This is a genomic window from Pseudomonas mangiferae (genome assembly GCF_007109405.1).
Lineage (GTDB): Bacteria > Pseudomonadota > Gammaproteobacteria > Pseudomonadales > Pseudomonadaceae > Pseudomonas_T > Pseudomonas_T mangiferae.
The window spans coordinates 221,764-239,042 of the sequence record NZ_VJOY01000006.1; the positions used below are offsets into that span (position 1 = coordinate 221,764).

General features: G+C 68.8%; 16 protein-coding genes. 9 read left to right on the forward strand and 7 right to left on the reverse strand.

Going from position 1 to position 17,279, the window contains the following annotated elements; all coding sequences use genetic code 11:
* The first annotated feature begins 26 nt into the window (after positions 1-26).
* Together FM069_RS10505 and FM069_RS10510 are read left to right on the forward strand one after the other, a co-directional pair.
* Positions 27-2,714 carry a LuxR C-terminal-related transcriptional regulator gene (locus FM069_RS10505; protein ID WP_233282018.1) on the forward strand — a complete coding sequence of 896 codons (2,688 nt, stop codon included), beginning with the start codon at positions 27-29 and terminating at the stop codon, positions 2,712-2,714.
* A complete protein-coding gene (locus tag FM069_RS10510; protein ID WP_143488252.1) occupies positions 2,711-5,410 on the forward strand; it encodes a LuxR C-terminal-related transcriptional regulator in 2,700 nt (899 codons plus the stop codon). The genes FM069_RS10505 and FM069_RS10510 overlap by 4 nt, the downstream gene beginning before the upstream one ends.
* Before the next feature lie 36 nt (positions 5,411-5,446).
* Here the strand turns inward: FM069_RS10510 and FM069_RS10515 are convergent, their stop codons facing one another.
* Together FM069_RS10515 and FM069_RS10520 are read right to left on the reverse strand one after the other, a co-directional pair.
* Positions 5,447-5,944, reverse strand: a complete 498-nt coding sequence (locus tag FM069_RS10515; RefSeq protein WP_143488253.1) for a DUF934 domain-containing protein — start codon at positions 5,942-5,944, stop codon at positions 5,447-5,449.
* A complete protein-coding gene (locus FM069_RS10520) occupies positions 5,928-7,586 on the reverse strand; it encodes a nitrite/sulfite reductase (RefSeq protein ID WP_143488254.1) in 1,659 nt (552 codons plus the stop codon). The genes FM069_RS10515 and FM069_RS10520 overlap by 17 nt, the downstream gene beginning before the upstream one ends.
* Before the next feature lie 240 nt (positions 7,587-7,826).
* On the opposite strand from FM069_RS10520, the gene FM069_RS22065 reads away from it, so the two are divergent.
* Complete coding sequence (locus tag FM069_RS22065; RefSeq protein WP_267904181.1) at positions 7,827-7,949, forward strand: hypothetical protein; 123 nt, start codon at positions 7,827-7,829, stop codon at positions 7,947-7,949.
* 38 nt (positions 7,950-7,987) lie between these two features.
* On the opposite strand, the gene FM069_RS10525 is transcribed toward FM069_RS22065, so the two are convergent.
* Positions 7,988-8,209, reverse strand: a complete 222-nt coding sequence (locus FM069_RS10525; RefSeq protein ID WP_143488255.1) for a DUF2970 domain-containing protein — start codon at positions 8,207-8,209, stop codon at positions 7,988-7,990.
* A 73-nt stretch (positions 8,210-8,282) separates the two neighbouring features.
* On the reverse strand, positions 8,283-9,044 hold the full coding sequence (locus tag FM069_RS10530) for an SDR family oxidoreductase (RefSeq protein WP_143488256.1): 762 nt from the start codon (positions 9,042-9,044) through the stop codon (positions 8,283-8,285).
* A 229-nt stretch (positions 9,045-9,273) separates the two neighbouring features.
* On the opposite strand from FM069_RS10530, the gene FM069_RS10535 reads away from it, so the two are divergent.
* Complete coding sequence (locus FM069_RS10535) at positions 9,274-10,281, forward strand: NADP-dependent oxidoreductase (RefSeq protein ID WP_143488257.1); 1,008 nt, start codon at positions 9,274-9,276, stop codon at positions 10,279-10,281.
* A 36-nt stretch (positions 10,282-10,317) separates the two neighbouring features.
* On the opposite strand, the gene pyrF is transcribed toward FM069_RS10535, so the two are convergent.
* Complete coding sequence (gene pyrF, locus FM069_RS10540; protein ID WP_143488258.1) at positions 10,318-11,016, reverse strand: orotidine-5'-phosphate decarboxylase; 699 nt, start codon at positions 11,014-11,016, stop codon at positions 10,318-10,320.
* 257 nt (positions 11,017-11,273) lie between these two features.
* Here pyrF and eat point away from each other — a divergent pair, with 257 nt between their 5' ends.
* The 4 genes from eat to FM069_RS10560 are packed head-to-tail and all read left to right on the forward strand — an operon-like array spanning position 11,274 to position 15,075.
* Positions 11,274-12,638 carry an ethanolamine permease gene (gene eat / locus FM069_RS10545; protein WP_143488259.1) on the forward strand — a complete coding sequence of 455 codons (1,365 nt, stop codon included), beginning with the start codon at positions 11,274-11,276 and terminating at the stop codon, positions 12,636-12,638.
* A gap of 15 nt (positions 12,639-12,653) precedes the next feature.
* Complete coding sequence (locus FM069_RS10550) at positions 12,654-14,048, forward strand: ethanolamine ammonia-lyase subunit EutB (RefSeq protein ID WP_143488260.1); 1,395 nt, start codon at positions 12,654-12,656, stop codon at positions 14,046-14,048.
* The gene (gene eutC, locus FM069_RS10555; RefSeq protein ID WP_143488261.1) at positions 14,045-14,863 is read left to right on the forward strand and encodes an ethanolamine ammonia-lyase subunit EutC; all 819 of its coding nucleotides are present in this window, start codon (positions 14,045-14,047) and stop codon (positions 14,861-14,863) included. The genes FM069_RS10550 and eutC overlap by 4 nt, the downstream gene beginning before the upstream one ends.
* Before the next feature lie 44 nt (positions 14,864-14,907).
* Positions 14,908-15,075, forward strand: a complete 168-nt coding sequence (locus FM069_RS10560) for a DUF2897 family protein (protein ID WP_143488262.1) — start codon at positions 14,908-14,910, stop codon at positions 15,073-15,075.
* Positions 15,076-15,151: 76 nt separating this feature from the next.
* Here FM069_RS10560 and FM069_RS10565 read toward each other — a convergent pair whose 3' ends face one another.
* Positions 15,152-15,877, reverse strand: a complete 726-nt coding sequence (locus tag FM069_RS10565) for a sulfite exporter TauE/SafE family protein (protein ID WP_143488263.1) — start codon at positions 15,875-15,877, stop codon at positions 15,152-15,154.
* Positions 15,878-16,000: 123 nt separating this feature from the next.
* Between FM069_RS10565 and FM069_RS10570 the strand changes: the two genes are divergently transcribed.
* Positions 16,001-16,894, forward strand: coding sequence for a LysR substrate-binding domain-containing protein (locus tag FM069_RS10570; RefSeq protein WP_143488264.1), 894 nt, complete (start codon positions 16,001-16,003; stop codon positions 16,892-16,894).
* A gap of 150 nt (positions 16,895-17,044) precedes the next feature.
* On the opposite strand, the gene FM069_RS10575 is transcribed toward FM069_RS10570, so the two are convergent.
* The gene (locus FM069_RS10575) at positions 17,045-17,278 is read right to left on the reverse strand and encodes a hypothetical protein (RefSeq protein WP_143488265.1); all 234 of its coding nucleotides are present in this window, start codon (positions 17,276-17,278) and stop codon (positions 17,045-17,047) included.
* Between the last annotated feature and the right edge of the window lies 1 nt (position 17,279).

The window sequence follows — 17,279 nt, forward strand, 5'->3', positions numbered from 1 at the left end:
AACGATAATGAGCAAGGACGCAGGACGTGCGCGCAAGTTCACAACAGATCGCCGACGATGCGTGCTGTGCGTCGTCGACGGCGCTTTCCGGCGCCGACCTTTTTCCAAGACCCCACCTTCAACGGGCGCTGGCGGATCATCCTCACGCCCGCCTGATCCTGTTTTGCGCGCTGCCCGGCGCCGGTAAGTCGGCGGCGCTGCATGCCCTGGCGGAGCGGCACCTGCTGGAAGGCCACGCGATCGCCTGGCTGACCCTGCAGGCCGAGGATGACGAGCCCCTGCGGTTTGCCCGGCGGCTGCTGGACGAGCTGGCGAAGACGTTGCCCGACCTGGCGGAGATCGCCGGGGAAGTTCCTCCCGGGGACTGGGTGGAGCGCCTGCTGGCCACCCTGGCCGCCCACCCGCGCCGCCTGCTGCTGGTCCTCGATGACCTGCACCTGATCGGCCACGAGGCTACCTTCGCTGCCCTCAATGCCCTGGTTCGCTCCGCGCCCCCCGGTTTCGCGGTGGCGGTGGGCAGCCGTACCCAGCCGCCGCTCCACCTGGCCACCCTGCGCGCCAAGGAATGCCTGCTGGAATTCGGTACCGACGACTTGTGCCTGAGCCTCGCCGAAGTAGGCGACTACCTGGCGCGCTGTGGCGTACAGGCGGACGAGGAAGCCCTGACGCAACTGCACGAGCACACCGAGGGCTGGTTCACCGGCGTGCAGTTGGCCTGCCGCTGGTTGCGCCAGCACCCGGAGGAAGCGGAACCCTCCCAGCAATGGGCGGGCGAACAGGCCGCCATGGGCGACTACCTGTTGCACGCCGTGCTGGAACGCCTCACCCCGTACCAGCAGGACACCTTGATGGCCCTGTCGGTGGCCAGCCGCTTCAACGGCGAACTGGCCAATACCCTCACCGGTCGCACTGACGGCCAGCCCCTGCTGGAGCGGCTGGAGCGGCTGCAGATGTTCCTGGTGCCGCTGGACCGCGAGCGCCAGTGGTACCGCTTCCACCAGCCGTTCGCCGACTTCCTCCAGGCGCGGCTCAAGGCCAGCGACCCGGAGCGCTACACCCGGCTGCACTTCAAGGCCAGCCTGTGGTTCGCCAATCACCGCATGCAGGCGTTGGCCATCGAGCACGCCTACCTGGCCGACGACCCGGAAATGCTCGCCGCGCTGGTGGATGCCAGTGGCCTTGAACTGATCAACCGCGGGCAGATGAACCGTATCCACCGCTGGCGCCAGCGGGTGCCCGAGCACATCGCCCGGCGCTTCCCGCTGCTGGTCCTGGCGGATGTCTGGAGCGAGGCCGCTCAGCTCGACTTGCCCCAGGCCAATCGCCTGCTGGACGACCTGCTGGCACGCTGGACGCGCAGCCCGATCCAGGCCCCCTTGGGAGAGGGTTACCTGGCGGCGCTCACGGTGAAAGCCCTGGTGGCCCTGCAGAAGGACGACCTGGAGTGCTGCGTGGCCCTGGCGGCCCAGGCCGAGGCCAGCCTTGGCCAGCATGCCGCGTTCCTGGAGGTGACCCTGCTGCTGGCCGGGGTCCTGGCCCAGACCCTGCTGGCGCAACCGGAGCAGGCTCGCCGCCTGTTGGTGTTGGCGCGGCAGCGCAACCACTTCCTCGAGGGCGCCTACCTGGACATGCAGCTGGGCAGCGTGGAAATCCTCCTGGCCCTGGAGCAGGGGCGGATGCGCGTGGGGCGCCAGGTGCAGCAGCGCCTGGGCGAGCAACTGGCCGGTGGCTTCGAGGAAAAGGCCCGGGTGCGGGCGGTGCCGACCCTCGCCGAATCCCTGCTGGCTTACCACGAGTGGCAACCCGAGGGCCTGGAGGAGCGTCTGGCCTGGGTCCTGGAGAACGGCGACGTCATCTACCCCATCGACCTCCACGCCCAGGGCATGTTGGCCCTGGCCCGACTGCAGCGGCTGGATGGCCGTCCCGGCGAGGCCCTGGTCACTCTGCGGGCGTTGCAGACCCTCAGCAGCCGCAAGGAGGTCTGGCGCTTCCATCTGGAGGCCCTGGCCGAGGAAGTCCTGATGATCCTCCAGGAGGGCGGCCCGGATGCCCTGGGCCGGGCCGATCGCCGCCTGCAGGATGTGGACTGGGAACGCCGTGCCCAGGCCTACGAGGCCCGGGGCTACAACCCGGTGCGCTGGTTGCAGGGGCTGACCCGGGTACGCCTGCAACAGGCCCGTGGCCGCCACAGCGAGGCGTTGCACGAGATTTCCCAGCTGCGCAACCTGCTGCTGGTGTTCTGGCATGGCGTGCAGCGCCTGCGCCTGGACCTGCTGGCAGCCCACAGCCAGTACCGCTTGGGCTACCGCGAACGGGGCCAGGCGCTGCTCGCCAGCTGCCTGCTGGAGGCGGAGCGCGAAGGCATCCGCGGGCTGTTCTACGAAGAGGGCGAACTCACCCGGGAGATGTTGCTGGACCTGCAGGCCCTGGAGCACCTGCCGGTGGTGCAGGGCTTCGTACGCGCGCTGCTGGCCGACTGGCCGGGCCCGGCCTTCGCGGTTCCCGCCACGGCCCAGGGCGAGGGCCTGACCGACCGCGAGCAGAGCATCGTCCGGCTGGCGGCGGACGGGCTGTCCAACGAGGCCATCGGCCTGCAGTTGTCCCTGGCCCTGGGCACCGTCAAGTGGCACTTGCACAACATCTACGAGAAGCTCGGCGTGCGTAACCGCAGCCAGGCGATCCGCCGGGTGCGGGACCTGGGCCTGCTGGCATGAGCACCCAGGCATTACGCGCCCCGCTGCTGCGCACCAAGCTGTTTCCGCCGGATCATCGCGGCCGCGCGCTGCTGCCGCGCCAGGTCCTGATCGACCGGCTGTTCAACGCCCGTGGCCGCCGGGTCATCGTGCTCAGCGCGCCCGCCGGGTTCGGCAAGAGCACCGCGCTCAGCCAGCTCCGTGAACGCCTGCAGGCGGCCGGGGCGAAGGTCGCCTGGCTCAGCTGCGACGAGAAGGACAGCGAGCCGCCGCGGATGCTGCAGTACGTGGCGGCGGCCATCGAAGATGTCTGTCCGGGCTTCGGCCGGCACACCGGGCGGCTGCTCCAGGGCGATGTCAGCCTGCCGGTGGAACTGCTGCTGGAGGCCTTCATCGGCGAATTGCGGCGGATCAACGGCGAGCTGTACCTGGTGTTCGACGACTTCCACCGGGTCAGCCACACCACCGTGGAAACCTGCATCCGCTACCTGATCGAACGCCTGCCGGCGAACATCCACCTGATCGCCAGCACCCGCTTCAGCCCGCGCCTGAGCTTCGAGCCGCACCAAGCCTGCGTGCTGAACGCCGAGGACCTGCGCCTGCGGCCGGCGGAAACCGAGCGCTACCTGCGGGAGCTGAAGCGCTTCGACCTGCAGCCGGGGGAAGTCGACCTGCTGCATGCCCGCACCGAGGGCTGGATCACCGCCCTGCACCTGGCGAGCCTGGCCCTGGCCCGGCACCCGGATCGCGGGGCGTTCCTGGCCGGCCTCTCGGGTACCGAGCGCAACATCGCCGACTACTTGGTGGAGGACGTGCTGAGCCAGTTGCCGGTACCGTTGCAGGCGTTCCTCGAACGGACCTCGGTGCTGGATGAGTTCTGCGCCGACCTGTGCAACGCCCTCACCGGGCGCGACGACGGCGCGGAAATGCTGCAGCGGTTGCAGGCCGAGCAACTGTTCATCATTCCCCTGGACGGCCAGGACGAGTGGTTCCGTTACCACCACCTGTTCGCCGAGTTCCTCCAGGGGCGCCTGACCCGCTCCCTGGACAGCACCCCACTGTTGCTGGCCGCGGCGCGCTGGTGCGAGCGCCACGGGCAGCCCGAGCGGGGTGTGAAGTACGCGCTGCGCGGCCGCGACTACGAGGTCGCCGCCGCCATGCTGGAGCGCCATGGGGCGCGGATCATCGCCGGCAACCGGGTGTACGGCATCCTCGCCGTGCTCAAGGGCGTGCCGGCCGAGGTGATGCAGGAGCGGCCGGTGTTCCAGCTGTTCTATGCCTGGCAATTGGCCTTCGAGCAGAAATTCGCCGAGGCCGAGGCACTGATCAAGGACATCGGCACACGCCTGTCGAAGGACCACGCGGTGGCGCCCCGGCGCGGCCTGGTGGAGCTGCTGGCGGTGGCGCATCTGCTGAAGGCACTGGTGCTGCTCTACCAGGACAAGCTGGACGGCTGCCTGCAGGTGGTGGCGCAGTGGCTGCCCCGGGTGACCCTCGGCCAGCCGGTGTACCGCGCCAGCCTCTACTGCATCCAGGCCGCCGCCTATGCCATGCGTGGTGCCTTCTGCGAGGCTGCGACGGCCATTGCCATGACCCGGGACAGCCTGAAACTGGCCCAGAGCGAATACCTGGATGTGATCACCAGCCTGGTGGAGGCGCTGATCTGCAAGGAACGGGGCGACCTGGTACAGGCCCAGGCCATCGTCGAGGCGGAGCGGGCCCGGCTCGTCCGCCTGTTCGGTCCCCACAGCCCGGTGAGCGGCCCGCTGGTGCTGGTCCACGCCGACCTGCTGTACGAGCGCGATCGGCACCAGTCGGTGCTGGCCGAGCTGCCCGAGGCCCTGGAGGGGCGCGACGTGGCGACCCCCATGGAGTTGATCGCCCGGGGCCGCCTGGTGCTGGACCGGGCCCGCTTCTACCGGGGCGAGACCGGCCCGGCGCTGGCGCAACTGGAGGCCTGGCTGGACGGCCTGCAAGGGCCGGGTAACGAGCGCGCCTTCGCCCTTGGCACCCACTTCCGCGTGCAACTGCTGCTCTGGGTGCGCCGTGTCGGCGAGGCGGAGCGGGCCTGCCAGCAGCTGCAGCGGCACCTGGCGGAGTTGCCCGCTGGCCGTTATCAGGACGTGCACGCCACCCTGGCCCTGAGCGAGGCGCGCCTGGCGCTGGTCCAGGGCCACCCGGAGCGGGCGCAACTGAGCCTGGAGGAATGCCTGGCCCGACAGACCTCGGAATACCAGCGCGACCGGCGCCTGCGCATGTCGTTGCTGCTGGCGGTCGCCTACTGGCGCCAGGGGCGCGAGGAGAAGGCCTTCGGCCTGTTCCGGGCGACCCTGGAGGAAGCCTGGGGCGGCGGCTATCGGCGCCTGCTGCTGGACGACGCGCTCTGGCTGTTGCCGCTGTGGAGCGCCTGGATGCGCCACGCGGCCCACCTGGCGCCGGCCTGGGCAGGGTTCGTCGAGCGGCTGCGGGAGCAATGTCGCACCCTGGCGGTGGACCCGGAGGCGTTCGACGATGCGCCGGCGTTCACGCCGAAGGAGCGCACCATCCTGCGGCTGGTGGCCGCCGGCTTGCCCAACCGCGAAATCGCCAACACCGTGCACCTGTCCGAGGCCACCATCAAATGGCACCTGCACAAGCTGTTCGCCAAACTGGGGGTGCGCAGCCGCACCCAGGCGGTGCTGGAAGGCAAGCGCCTGGGGCTGTTGGGCGAAGGTTGAAGAGCGGGGCGGCTGCGGGGGCCGCCCGCTGATGCATCAGGCGCGGCGGCGGAACAGCGGCAGCGGCTGATCGCTGGACGCCTGGTAGACCTCGGCGAAATCGTCGAACGCCTTGAGCGCGTCCTCGGGGTCGCGGTCCTCGCGCAGGGCGAAGGCATCGAACCCGCAACGGCGCAGGGCGAACAGCTGGTCGCGCAGCACGTCGCCGATGGCGCGCACCTCGCCCTGGTAGCCGTAGCGCTGGCGCAGCAGGTAGGCGGTGGAGGAATGACGGCCATCGGTGAAGGCCGGGAAATTCAGAGCGATCACCTGGAAGTGCTCCAGCTGGTCGGCAATTTCCTCGATCTCCTCGTCGGCGTCCAGCCACACGCCCAGGCCGCCATCGCGGGCCTTCAGTGCATGGGCGTGGTCGCGCCACAGTGCCAGAGGCACGATCAGGTCGTCGCAGTTGGACATCCCCTCCAGGGTGGCGTCCTTGGCCAGGGTGTGCCAGGTCTCGTCGATGATCCGGCCGTCCTTAATGATTCGCTGCATACACGCGCTCCTTGAACGGGTCGATGCCGACACGGCGGAAGGTGTCGAGGAAACGCTCGTCCTCGGTACGGTTTTCCACGTAGACCTTGATGATGCGGTCGATCACGTCGGCCATCTCGTCCTGGGCGAAGGACGGGCCGAGGATCTGCGCCAGGCTGGCCTCGCGGCCGGCGTCGCCGCCCAGGGAGACCTGGTAGAACTCCTGGCCCTTCTTGTCCACGCCGAGGATGCCGATGTGGCCCACGTGGTGGTGGCCGCAGGCATTCATGCAGCCGGAAATGTTCAGGTCGAGGTCGCCGATGTCGAACAGGTAGTCCAGGTCGTCGAAGCGCCGCTGGATGGCTTCCGCCACCGGGATCGACTTGGCGTTGGCCAGGGAGCAGAAATCGCCGCCGGGGCAGCAGATGACGTCGGTCAGCAGGCCGACGTTGGGGGTGGCGAAGCCGGCTTCCCGCAGCTCGCCCCAGAGGGTGAACAGCTGGGCCTGCTCCACGTCGGCGAGGATGATGTTCTGCTCGTGGGAGTTGCGCACTTCGCCGAAGCTGTAGCGGTCCGCCAGGTCGGCCAGGGCGTCCAACTGCTTGTCGGTGATGTCTCCCGGCGCGGCGCCGGTGGGCTTCAGGGACAGCGTCACGGCGGCGTAGCCCGGCTTCTTGTGGGCCACCACGTTGCGCGAACGCCAGCGGGCGAAGCCCGGGTGCTCGGCGTCCAGGTGGGCGAGGGCGTCGTCCTGGTCATCCAGGGCCTTGTAGGCGGGGTCGATGAAGTGCTGGGACACCCGCTGCACTTCCGCATCGGTGAGGGTCAGCGGGCCGTCCTCGAGGTGCGCCCACTCGGCGTGCACGCGCTCGGCGAACACCTCCGGGGTCAGGGCCTTCACGAGGATCTTGATGCGTGCCTTGTACTTGTTGTCGCGGCGACCGTAGCGGTTGTACACCCGCAGGATCGCCTCCAGGTACGACAGCAGGTGCCGCCAGGGCAGGAATTCGTTGATGAAGCTGCCGACGATGGGCGTGCGGCCCAGGCCGCCACCCACCGAGACGCGGAAGCCCAGTTCGCCGGCTTCGTTGTGCAGCGCTTCCAGGCCGATGTCATGCACCTCGATGGCGGCGCGGTCCTGGGCCGACCCATTCACCGCGATCTTGAACTTGCGCGGCAGGTGGGCGAATTCCGGGTGGAAGGTGGACCACTGGCGAATGATCTCGCACCACGGCCGCGGGTCGACCCGTTCGTCCCGGGCGACGCCGGCGAACTGGTCGGTGGTGGTGTTGCGGATGCAGTTGCCGCTGGTCTGGATGGCGTGCATCTGCACGGTGGCCAGCTCGGCGAGGATCTCCGGAACGTCTTCCAGGGCCGGCCAGTTGAACTGGACGTTCTGCCGGGTGCTGATGTGGGCGTAGCCCTTGTCGTAGTCGCGAGCGATCTGGGCCAGCTTGCGTACCTGACGCGAGGAGAGTAGGCCGTAGGGAACGGCGATCCGCAGCATCGGCGCATAGCGCTGGATATAGAGGCCGTTCTGCAGGCGCAGGGGGCGGTATTCCTCGCCCGACAGTTCGCCTGCCAGGTAACGCCGGGTCTGGTCGCGGAACTGCTTGACGCGGTCCTCCACGATCCGTTGATCGTACTCGTCGTATACGTACATAAGTGTCCTGTTTTCAGGCTATTACTGCTTTATAGGCGTGCACGGCCACGCACTTCTCACGGAGCGGGCGAAGATATCAGGTGGGGTTTATTCGTAAAAGTGATGTTTATGAATATTCAAATAACAAATATAGATATACGAAAAGTCGATTTCGGCCCTGCTTGAAGCGTGAGTGGGAGCCGTCTTTACTGCTGGGGGTCAACGCCGTTCCGATCAGTCCAACAATATGAGGAACTGAACATGACCGATCCCTTCCAGACGCCCGATCCCGGAGCCCGCGACAGCGTCGTCGATGCCCGGGCCATCTTCGTCCTGATCCTGATCGCGGTGAGTGCCGCGGTGTTCTGGGTGAGCAACCAGTAGACGCGCCAAGCCCCGGAGGACGTGGCAGTAAGAACTGCTCAGAGCCCGGCGAAATGCAGGATCAGTTGCACCAGGCCATACAGCACCAGTACGAATACCCCGGTGAACAGCAGGCCCAGCGCGATGAAATGGCTGGGCTTGCCGTGGGTGAAGTCGCGCTCGCGGTTCTTGCCGCTCTGCACGCCGAAGGCGGCGGCGAGCACGCTGTGGAGCATCTGCCAGAACGTGGGCGCCTTGTGGTCGCGGGATTCGTCGTTCATCGGGGCCTCCCGAAAAGCTGCGTCTGCGATCCCTTGAGCAAAGCGCAAAACCCGGCGCCTGTCGCCTGCCGCGTCAGATAGCCGTGGCGCCGCCGTCCACCGTCAGGGTGTGGCCGGTGGTGAAGCCCGCCTGGTCGCAGCACAGGTAGAGCACCGCGGCGGCGATTTCCTCCACCTTGCCCACCCGGCCCACCGGGTGCATGGCAGCGGCGAACTCCGCCTTGCGCGGATCGGCCTCGTAGGCGCGGCGGAACATGTCGGTGTCGATCACCGCCGGGCACACCGCATTCACCCGGATGCCCTTCTTCGCGTATTCGATGGCCGCCGACTTGGTCAGCCCTACCACCGCATGCTTGGACGCGCTGTAGATGCTCATCTTCGGCGCCGCCCCCAGGCCCGCCACCGAAGCGGTGTTGACGATGGCGCCGCCGCCCTGGGCCAGCAGGGCGGGGAGTTGGTGCTTCATGCACAGCCAGACGCCCTTGACGTTGACGCCCATGATGGCGTCGAACTCCGCCTCGCTGCCTTCGGCCAGCTTGTGCTGCTCGATCTCGATGCCGGCGTTGTTAAAGGCGTAGTCCAGGCGGCCGTAGGTCTCCAGGGTGGACACCACCAGCGCCGCGACGTCGCTGTCGCGGGTCACGTCGCAGCGGACGAAGGACGCCTCGCCCCCTGCCGTGCGGATCGCTTGCACCGTGGCCTCTCCGCCCTGGGCGTCGATGTCCGAGACCACGACTTGAAGGCCTTCGGCGGCAAAGGCCAGCGCTGTCGCGCGACCGATGCCGGCCCCGGCGCCAGTGACCAGGGCGACGCGCCCGGAAAAACTCATGCCCATCTGTATGCGCTCCCGTGAAGTAGCCCGCCGAGCGGGCGATCGAGCCGCGAGTCTAGGACCGTTTCCGGCATGACGGGCAGCATCATCAGGGCCCCGGTGGGCAGGTCATCGGCGGGGCTGATGGCGATCAGCGAAATCCATGGCGGCCCATTCCGCCCGACGAAATCCCTTGCCCGGCGCGGCCAGGCGCACTATCACCCAGGGTTTCAGCCGAGGAGGACCGTTTCCCATGAGCACGTCCCAGAACCGCCGTTTCCTGCTGGCCCAGCGTCCCAAGGGCGCGGCCACCCGCGAGACCTTTTCCTTCGTGGAGGAGACCGTCGGGCAACCGAACCCCGGCCAGGTGCTGGTGGAAAACCTCTACCTGTCCCTCGACCCGGCCATGCGCGGCTGGATGAACGAGGGCAAGTCCTACATCCCGCCGGTGGCGCTCGGCGAGGTGATGCGCGCCCTGGGTGTCGGCCGGGTGATCGCCTCGCAGCATCCGGACTACGCCGAGGGCGACCACGTCAGCGGTGCCCTGGGCGTGCAGGACTATTTCCTCGGCGAGCCCAAGGGGCTGCACAAGGTGGACCCCAGCCGCGCGCCGTTGCCGCTGTACCTGTCGGCCCTGGGCATGACCGGGATGACCGCCTACTTCGCCCTGCTGGACGTGGGGGCGCCGAAGGCCGGCGAGACCGTGCTGATCTCCGGCGCCGCCGGCGCGGTGGGGGGCATCGCCGGGCAGATCGCGCGGATCAAGGGTTGCCGCGTGGTGGGCATCGCCGGCGGGGCCGAGAAATGCCGCTACCTGGTGGACGAGCTGGGCTTCGATGCCGCCATCGACTACAAGCAGGACGACCTGCCGGCCGCCATCAAGCGCGAGTGCCCCAAGGGGGTGGACGTGTACTTCGACAACGTCGGCGGCGAGGTCCTTGACGCGGCACTGACCCGGCTGAATTTCAAGGCGCGGGTGGTGATCTGCGGCGCCATCAGCCAGTACAACAACAAGGAAGCGGTGAAGGGCCCGGCCAACTACCTGTCGCTGCTGGTCAACCGGGCGCGGATGGAAGGGTTCGTGGTGATGGACCACGCGCCGAAGTTCGGCGAGGCCGCCCGGGAAATGGCCGGCTGGCTGGCCGACGGGCGCCTGAAGAGCAAAGAGCACATCGTCGAAGGGCTGGAGACCTTCCCGGAGACCCTAAACAAACTGTTCACCGGGGAAAACTTCGGCAAGCTAGTGCTCAAGGTCCGCTGAGGCGCGCGGCGAGCGAAGGCCCGCCGCGACCGGTGCTCACGCCAGGTCGGCGACGATGGCCGCCAGGGCGGCGGCGGGGTCCGGCGCCTGGCTGATGGGGCGACCGATCACCAGGTAGTCGGAGCCCTGCGCCAGGGCTTCGCGCGGGGTCAGGATGCGGCGCTGGTCGTCCTGGGCGCTGCCCGCCGGGCGGATGCCCGGGGTCACCAGGCACAGCCCCGGGTGGGCGGCCTTCAGCGCCTGGGCTTCCTGGGCGGAGCAGACCAGTCCGTCGAGGCCGGCCTGGTCCGCCAGGGCGGCGAGGCGCAGCACCTGCTCCTGGGGCTCCACGTCGAGGCCAATGCCCGCCAGGTCCTCGCGCTCCATGCTGGTCAGCACCGTCACGCCGATCAGCAACGGCACCGGGCCGCTCGCCTTTTCCAGAACCTCGCGGCAGGCGGCCATCATCCGCAGGCCGCCCGAGCAGTGCACGTTGACCATCCACACGCCCATGTCCGCGGCCGCCCGCACGGCCATGGCGGTGGTGTTGGGGATGTCGTGGAATTTCAGGTCGAGGAACACCTCGAAGCCCCGGGCCCGGAGGATCTCGACGATGCCGGCGGCGCAGCTGGTGAACAGCTCCTTGCCCACCTTGACCCGGCACAGGCGCGGGTCCAGGCGATCGGCGAGGGCGAGGGCCGCCTCGCGGGTGGGGTAGTCCAGGGCGACGATGATCGGGGTCTGACAGGCGGACATGGAAGCTCTCGGGCAGGACGGAATCGGCGCGCATTGTAGCGGAAGGCAACCCTCGCCGCCGCCCCGTGGCCTGGACGGCGGCGGTGCATCGACCGGGACTGGCGCACCGTCCTGGGTACAGGGGTAGCCTGTCTCGCCAGGGACGGTCCTGTCCGCGACAGGCTACGCTCCGGTTGCGACCACCCCGTTGCGCCTGGCATGCCCGGTGCAACACTGCGACGGACGGCCATGCGGCCAAGGACCACGGAGACGGTGCCATGACGACGCAACTCAAACCCACCCTGGGTACCCTGCACTTGTGGGGCATCGCAGTCGGGCTGGTGATTTCCGGCGAGTATTTCGGCTGGAGCTACGGCTGGGGCGTGGCCGGCACCCTCGGGTTCCTGGTCACCGCCTTGCTGGTGGCGACCATGTACACCTGCTTCATCTTCAGCTTCACCGAACTGACCACGGCGATCCCCCACGCCGGCGGGCCCTTCGCCTACAGCCGGCGGGCCTTCGGCGAGAAGGGCGGGTTGATCGCCGGGCTCGCCACCCTGATCGAGTTCGTCTTCGCCCCGCCGGCCATCGCCCTGGCCATCGGCGCCTACCTCAATGTGCAGTTCCCCACCCTCGACCCGCGTCATGCGGCGGTGGGTGCGTACCTGGTGTTCATGACCCTGAACATCCTAGGCGTGCAGCTCGCCGCTACCTTCGAGTTGTTGGTCTGCGTCCTGGCAGTCATCGAGTTGCTGGTGTTCATGGGCGTGGTGGCGCCGGGGTTCAGCCTGGCGAACTTCGTCGCCCATGGCTGGGCCGGCGCGGACACCCTGAGTGCGCCCGCGGTGGCCGGTATCTTCGCGGCGATTCCCTTCGCCATCTGGTTCTTCCTGGCCATCGAGGGCGCCGCCATGGCCGCGGAAGAGGCTCGCGACCCGCGCCGCACCATTCCCCGGGCCTATATCGGCGGCATCCTCACCCTGGTCGCACTGGCCCTGGGGGTGATGCTGTTCGCCGGCGGCGTGGGCGACTGGCGGACCCTGGCCAACATCAACGACCCGCTGCCCCAGGCCATGAAGGTGGTGGTGGGCGAGCGTTCCGGCTGGCTGCACATGCTGGTGTGGATCGGTCTGTTCGGCCTGGTGGCGAGCTTCCACGGGATCATCCTCGGCTACTCGCGGCAGTGCTTCGCCCTGGCCCGGGCCGGCTACCTGCCGCCGGGGCTGGCCCGGCTGTCGCGCTTCCACACGCCGCACCGGGCGATCCTCGCCGGGGGCGTGGTGGGCATCGCGGCGATCTACAGTGACGGCCTGATCAACCTGGGCGGCATGAGCCTCACCGCGGCGATGATCACCATGGCGGTGTTCGGCGCCATCGTCATGTACATCATGAGCATGCTCAGCCTGTTCCGCCTGCGGCGACGCGAACCGCAGCTGCCGCGGACCTTCCGTGCGCCGGGCTACCCGCTGGTGCCCGGCATCGCCCTGCTGCTGGCGGTGGTCTGCCTGGTGGCGATGGCCTGGTTCAATACCTTGATCGGGCTGGTGTTCCTGGCGCTGATGGGCCTGGGCTTCGTCTATTTCAGCCTGACCGGCCACCATCGCGCCAGCGCGCCGCGGGACGCTATGCTGACGGGAGCTTGAGGCAAGGAGAACGCCATGTCGTACCGTACCGTCATCGGCAGCCAGACCTACCGCTTCGCCGATCTCAAGGGCGTGCTGGCCAAGGCCAGCCCGGCCCGTTCCGGCGATTACCTGGCCGGCCTCGCCGCGGCCACCTACGAAGAGCGCATGGCGGCGAAGATCGTCCTGGCCGACCTGCCCCTGCGCACTTTCCTCGACGAGGCGCTGGTCCCCTACGAGGCCGACGAGGTCACCCGGCTGATCCTCGACCGTCACGACGCGGCGGCTTTCGCGCCCATCGCCCACCTGACCGTGGGCGACTTCCGCGACTGGCTGCTGCTGGACAGCACCGACAGCGCGGCCCTGACCGCCGCTGCCCCGGGCATCACCCCGGAAATGGCGGCGGCGGTGAGCAAGCTGATGCGCAACCAGGACCTGATTCTGGTGGCGAAGAAGTGCCGGGTGGAGACCCGCTTCCGCAACACCATCGGCCTGCCGGGCCACCTGTCGGTGCGGCTGCAGCCCAACCACCCCACGGACGACGTGCGAGGCATCGCCGCCAGCCTGCTGGACGGGCTGCTCTACGGGTCCGGGGATGCGGTGGTGGGCATCAACCCGGCCAGTGACTCGCTACCAACCCTGATGCGCCTCTGGCAGATGATGGACGAGGTGCGCCAGCACTTCGAGATTCCCATGCAGAGCTGCGTGCTGACCCACGTCACCACCCAGATCCAGGCCATCGAGGCGGGTGCGCCGGTGGACCTGGTGTTCCAGTCCATTGCTGGCACGGAGAAAACCAACGCCAGCTTCGGCGTGACCCTGGCCCTGCTGCGGGAAGCGCGGGAGGCTGCCCTCAGCCTGGGGCGCGGGACCCTTGGCGAGAACGTCATGTACTTCGAGACGGGGCAGGGCGCGGCGCTGTCCGCCGACGGCCACCACGGCATCGACCAGCAGACCTGCGAGGCCCGGGCCTACGCCGTGGCCCGGGAGTTCAAGCCGCTGCTGACCAACACCGTGGTGGGGTTCATCGGCCCGGAGTACCTCTACGACGGCAAGCAGATCATTCGCGCCGGCCTGGAGGACCACTTCTGCGCCAAGCTGCTGGGCATGCCCATGGGCTGCGACGTCTGCTACACCAACCATGCCGAGGCCGACCAGGACGACATGGACACCCTGCTGACCCTGCTGGGGACGGCGGGCATCACTTTCATCATGGGCATCCCGGGTGCCGACGACATCATGCTCAACTACCAGAGCACCTCGTTCCACGACGCGCTCTACCTGCGCAGCCTGCTGGGCCTGCGGCGTGCGCCGGAATTCGAGGCCTGGCTGGCGCGCATGGCCATCACCGAACCGTCCGGGCGCCTGCGGGAGGTGGGGCGCGGTCATCGCCTGCTGCGCCAGTTGCCGGCGTTCTCGGGGGCCGCATGAACGAATCCTCTTCCCACACCGACCTGGTCCAGGCCAACCCCTGGGACGAGCTGCGTGCCCACACGTCCGCGCGCATCGCCCTCGGCCGGGTCGGCGCCAGCCTGCCCACCGCCGAGGTGCTGCGCTTTGGCCTGGCCCACGCCCAGGCCCGGGACGCGGTACACCGGCCCCTGGACTTCGAGGCGCTGGACAGCGAGTTGCATGAGGCTGGCTTCCACACCCTGCGCGTGAAGAGCGACGCGACGGATCGCCCGGTCTACCTGCTGCGCCCGGACTTAGGGCGGCGCCTCGACGATGGCTGCCGCCTGCGGCTGCTCCAGGAACCGTCGGCGCCAGCGCTGGCGGTGGTGATCGCCGATGGCCTTTCATCCAGCGCCGTGCAGCGCCACGCGCTGCCGCTGCTGGAGGCATTCCGGACGCGCTTCGACGCGGATTGGGCGAAGGTCCCGGTGGTGCTGGCGGAGCAGGGGCGGGTGGCCCTCGGCGATGGCATCGGCGAAGCGCTGCGGGCCCGGCTGGTGGTCCTGCTGATCGGCGAGCGGCCGGGCCTCAGTTCCCCCGACAGCCTGGGGCTCTACCTCACCTGCCAACCGCGGGTAGGGCGCATGGACAGCGAGCGCAACTGCATTTCCAACGTGCGCCCGGAAGGGCTGCCCTACGACCAGGCGGCGACCAAGCTGGCCTACCTGGCCCGGGAAGCACTGCGGCTGAACCTGAGCGGCGTGGCCCTAAAAGACGACAGCGGCCTGCAGGTGATCGGCGAGGCGGGTGGGAGCCGCCCGCGCGTGGAGGGAACCGTGCCCGACGCGCAATGATCGAACCGGTATACCGCCGATGACCGGCGTTTGAGGAGATACATATGCCCTGGTACGCCTGGTTGATCCTGATTCTGGCCATCGGCTCCGTGGTGGGCGGCCTGCTGATGCTGCGGGATACCGCGAAGAAGGTGCCCCTGACCGACGAGCAGCTCAAGCGCGTCCACGAGCGCAACGCGCAGGCGGATGCCCAGGACGCTCGCGATCGTTGACCGCCTCGACCGGCGGTGCGAACCGCCGGTCTTCCACCTCTCAGTCCTATCCCCCGCTATCCGGCCGCGCCGCATTTCATCCGCTGACCGCGTCCACCAGCCAATGCACCCCCAGCAGCATCAGGCCGACGAAGAACACCCGGCGGAACAGCGCTTCGCTCAGGTGTCCCCGCAGCCACTGGCCCAGCCCCAGGCCCAGCAGGGTCGGCGCGAGCATCACCAAGGACCACCCCAGGTTCTCCGTGTGCAGCGCCCCGTGCCGCCACAGGCCCGCAGCCAGGGCCAGGGTGGAAACACTGAAGGACAGCCCCAGGGCCTGGATCAAGCGCTCCTTGCCCAATTCCAGGGCCTGCAGGTAGGGCACCGCCGGCAGCACGAAGACCCCCGTGGCCCCCGTCACCAGTCCGGTGACCAGCCCCACCGGCAGCGCCACCCAGCGCTCCTGGCGCGGACCGATGCGGGGGCGCCATGGAGTGAGCCCGGACAGCCCGTAAACCACCAGGATCGCCCCCAGCAGGCCGGCTATCCGCTGGTCCTGGCCGTTCACCAGTCCGCCCATGCCCAGCCAGGTGCCCAGGGCGACGCCTGCCAGCAGCGGCCACAGCCGGCGCATCAGCCGAGCGAAGTCGGGGCCGACGAAGGCCTGCCAGAGGTTGGTGGCCAGGGAGGGGATCAGCAGCAGGGCGGCCGCTTCCGGAGCCGGCATGGTCAGGGCCAGCAGGCCCATGGCGACGGTGGGCAGGCCCATGCCCACCACACCCTTCACCGCACCGGCGAGCAGGAAGATCAATGAGACCAGCATGGGACTTCCAGGCAATGGGAGGAATCGCCACGTTGCGGGATGAGCCGCGGCCTCACAATATGGTTCATCAGGAGGTCAGCCTTCGGCCGTTCCGAAGGCTGTGCGCCTGCCGTGGAGAGTTTCATGCGATTCGATTTGTCCGACCTGCGCCTTTTCCTGCATATCGTCGAGGCGCAAAGCATTACCGCTGGCGCCGAGCGTGCGTGTCTGGCCCTGGCGTCCGCCAGCGCTCGGATCAAGACTCTGGAGGATGCGCTGGGCACGCCGTTGCTGGAGCGCCATCGCCGTGGGGTGCGCCCGACTCCGGCGGGCCGTGCCCTGGAGCATCACGCCCGGGGGATGCTGTACCGGCTGGAGCTGCTGGTGGGCGACCTGGGCCGCTACGCCCAGGGGCTGCGGGGGCGGGTACGGCTGCTGGCGAATACCGCCGCCCTGACCGAATACCTGCCGGACCCTCTCGGCGCGTTTCTCCTGGAGCAGCCCCACTTGGACGTAGTCCTGGAGGAGCGCCCCAGCCATGCTATCGCCGAGGCGCTGCTACGCCAGCAGGCCGACCTGGGCATCCTGGCCGCCGAGAGGGCGCCTGAAGGCCTGGAGTCGCGACCATTCCGCGAGGACCGGCTGGTGTGCATCGTGACCCGGGGCGACCCGCGCTTCGCCGACCGGCGCCGGGTACGTTTCAGCGAACTGCTGGAGCAGGCGTTCGTCGGCCTCACCGGCGACAACGCCCTGCAGCAGCATCTCACCCGCAAGGCGGCCCAGGCCGGCGGCCGCCTCAACCTGCGGGTGCGGCTGGCGGGCTTCGAGCCGGTCTGCCGCCTGGTGGGGCAGGGTGTGGGAATCGGCATCGTCCCGGAAACCGCGGCCCGCCGCTGGCGCAGCATTGGCGTGCGCCGCCTGCGCCTGGACGAGCCTTGGGCGTTGCGGCAATTGCGTCTGTGTGCTCCGTCGTTCGATGCCCTGTCACCCCACGCCCGGGCATTGGCCGATCACTTGGCGCCGACGAGGGAGGGGTAGGGCACAGGTGCGGTCGCCGCCGGTGCCGAGGTCGCGCTTTCGACTGTTTCATCGGCTGAATAGGCTGGCCGTACCAAGAGACAAGTCAGGCGAAGTGGCAGGAGATCGAAACGGCCCGCATCTGGCCGGGGCAGGAATGCCGAGGCGGTTTCACGTCACCGGCAGCGTCACCGCCAGCACCCCGATCGTGGCCAACGCGGCCATGCCCGCCAGGCAGGTGCAGGCCTCTTCGAAGGAATCGCTCATCCAGCCGCGGCGCGGGTAGCGCCCCAGGCTGAACAGCTTCACGAAAGGCCAGCCGATCCAGTAGAAGACGGTGCGCACCACCACCTCCATGACCACATAGAGCACCCCGCGCAGCACCGCAACGACGACGTCTTCCACC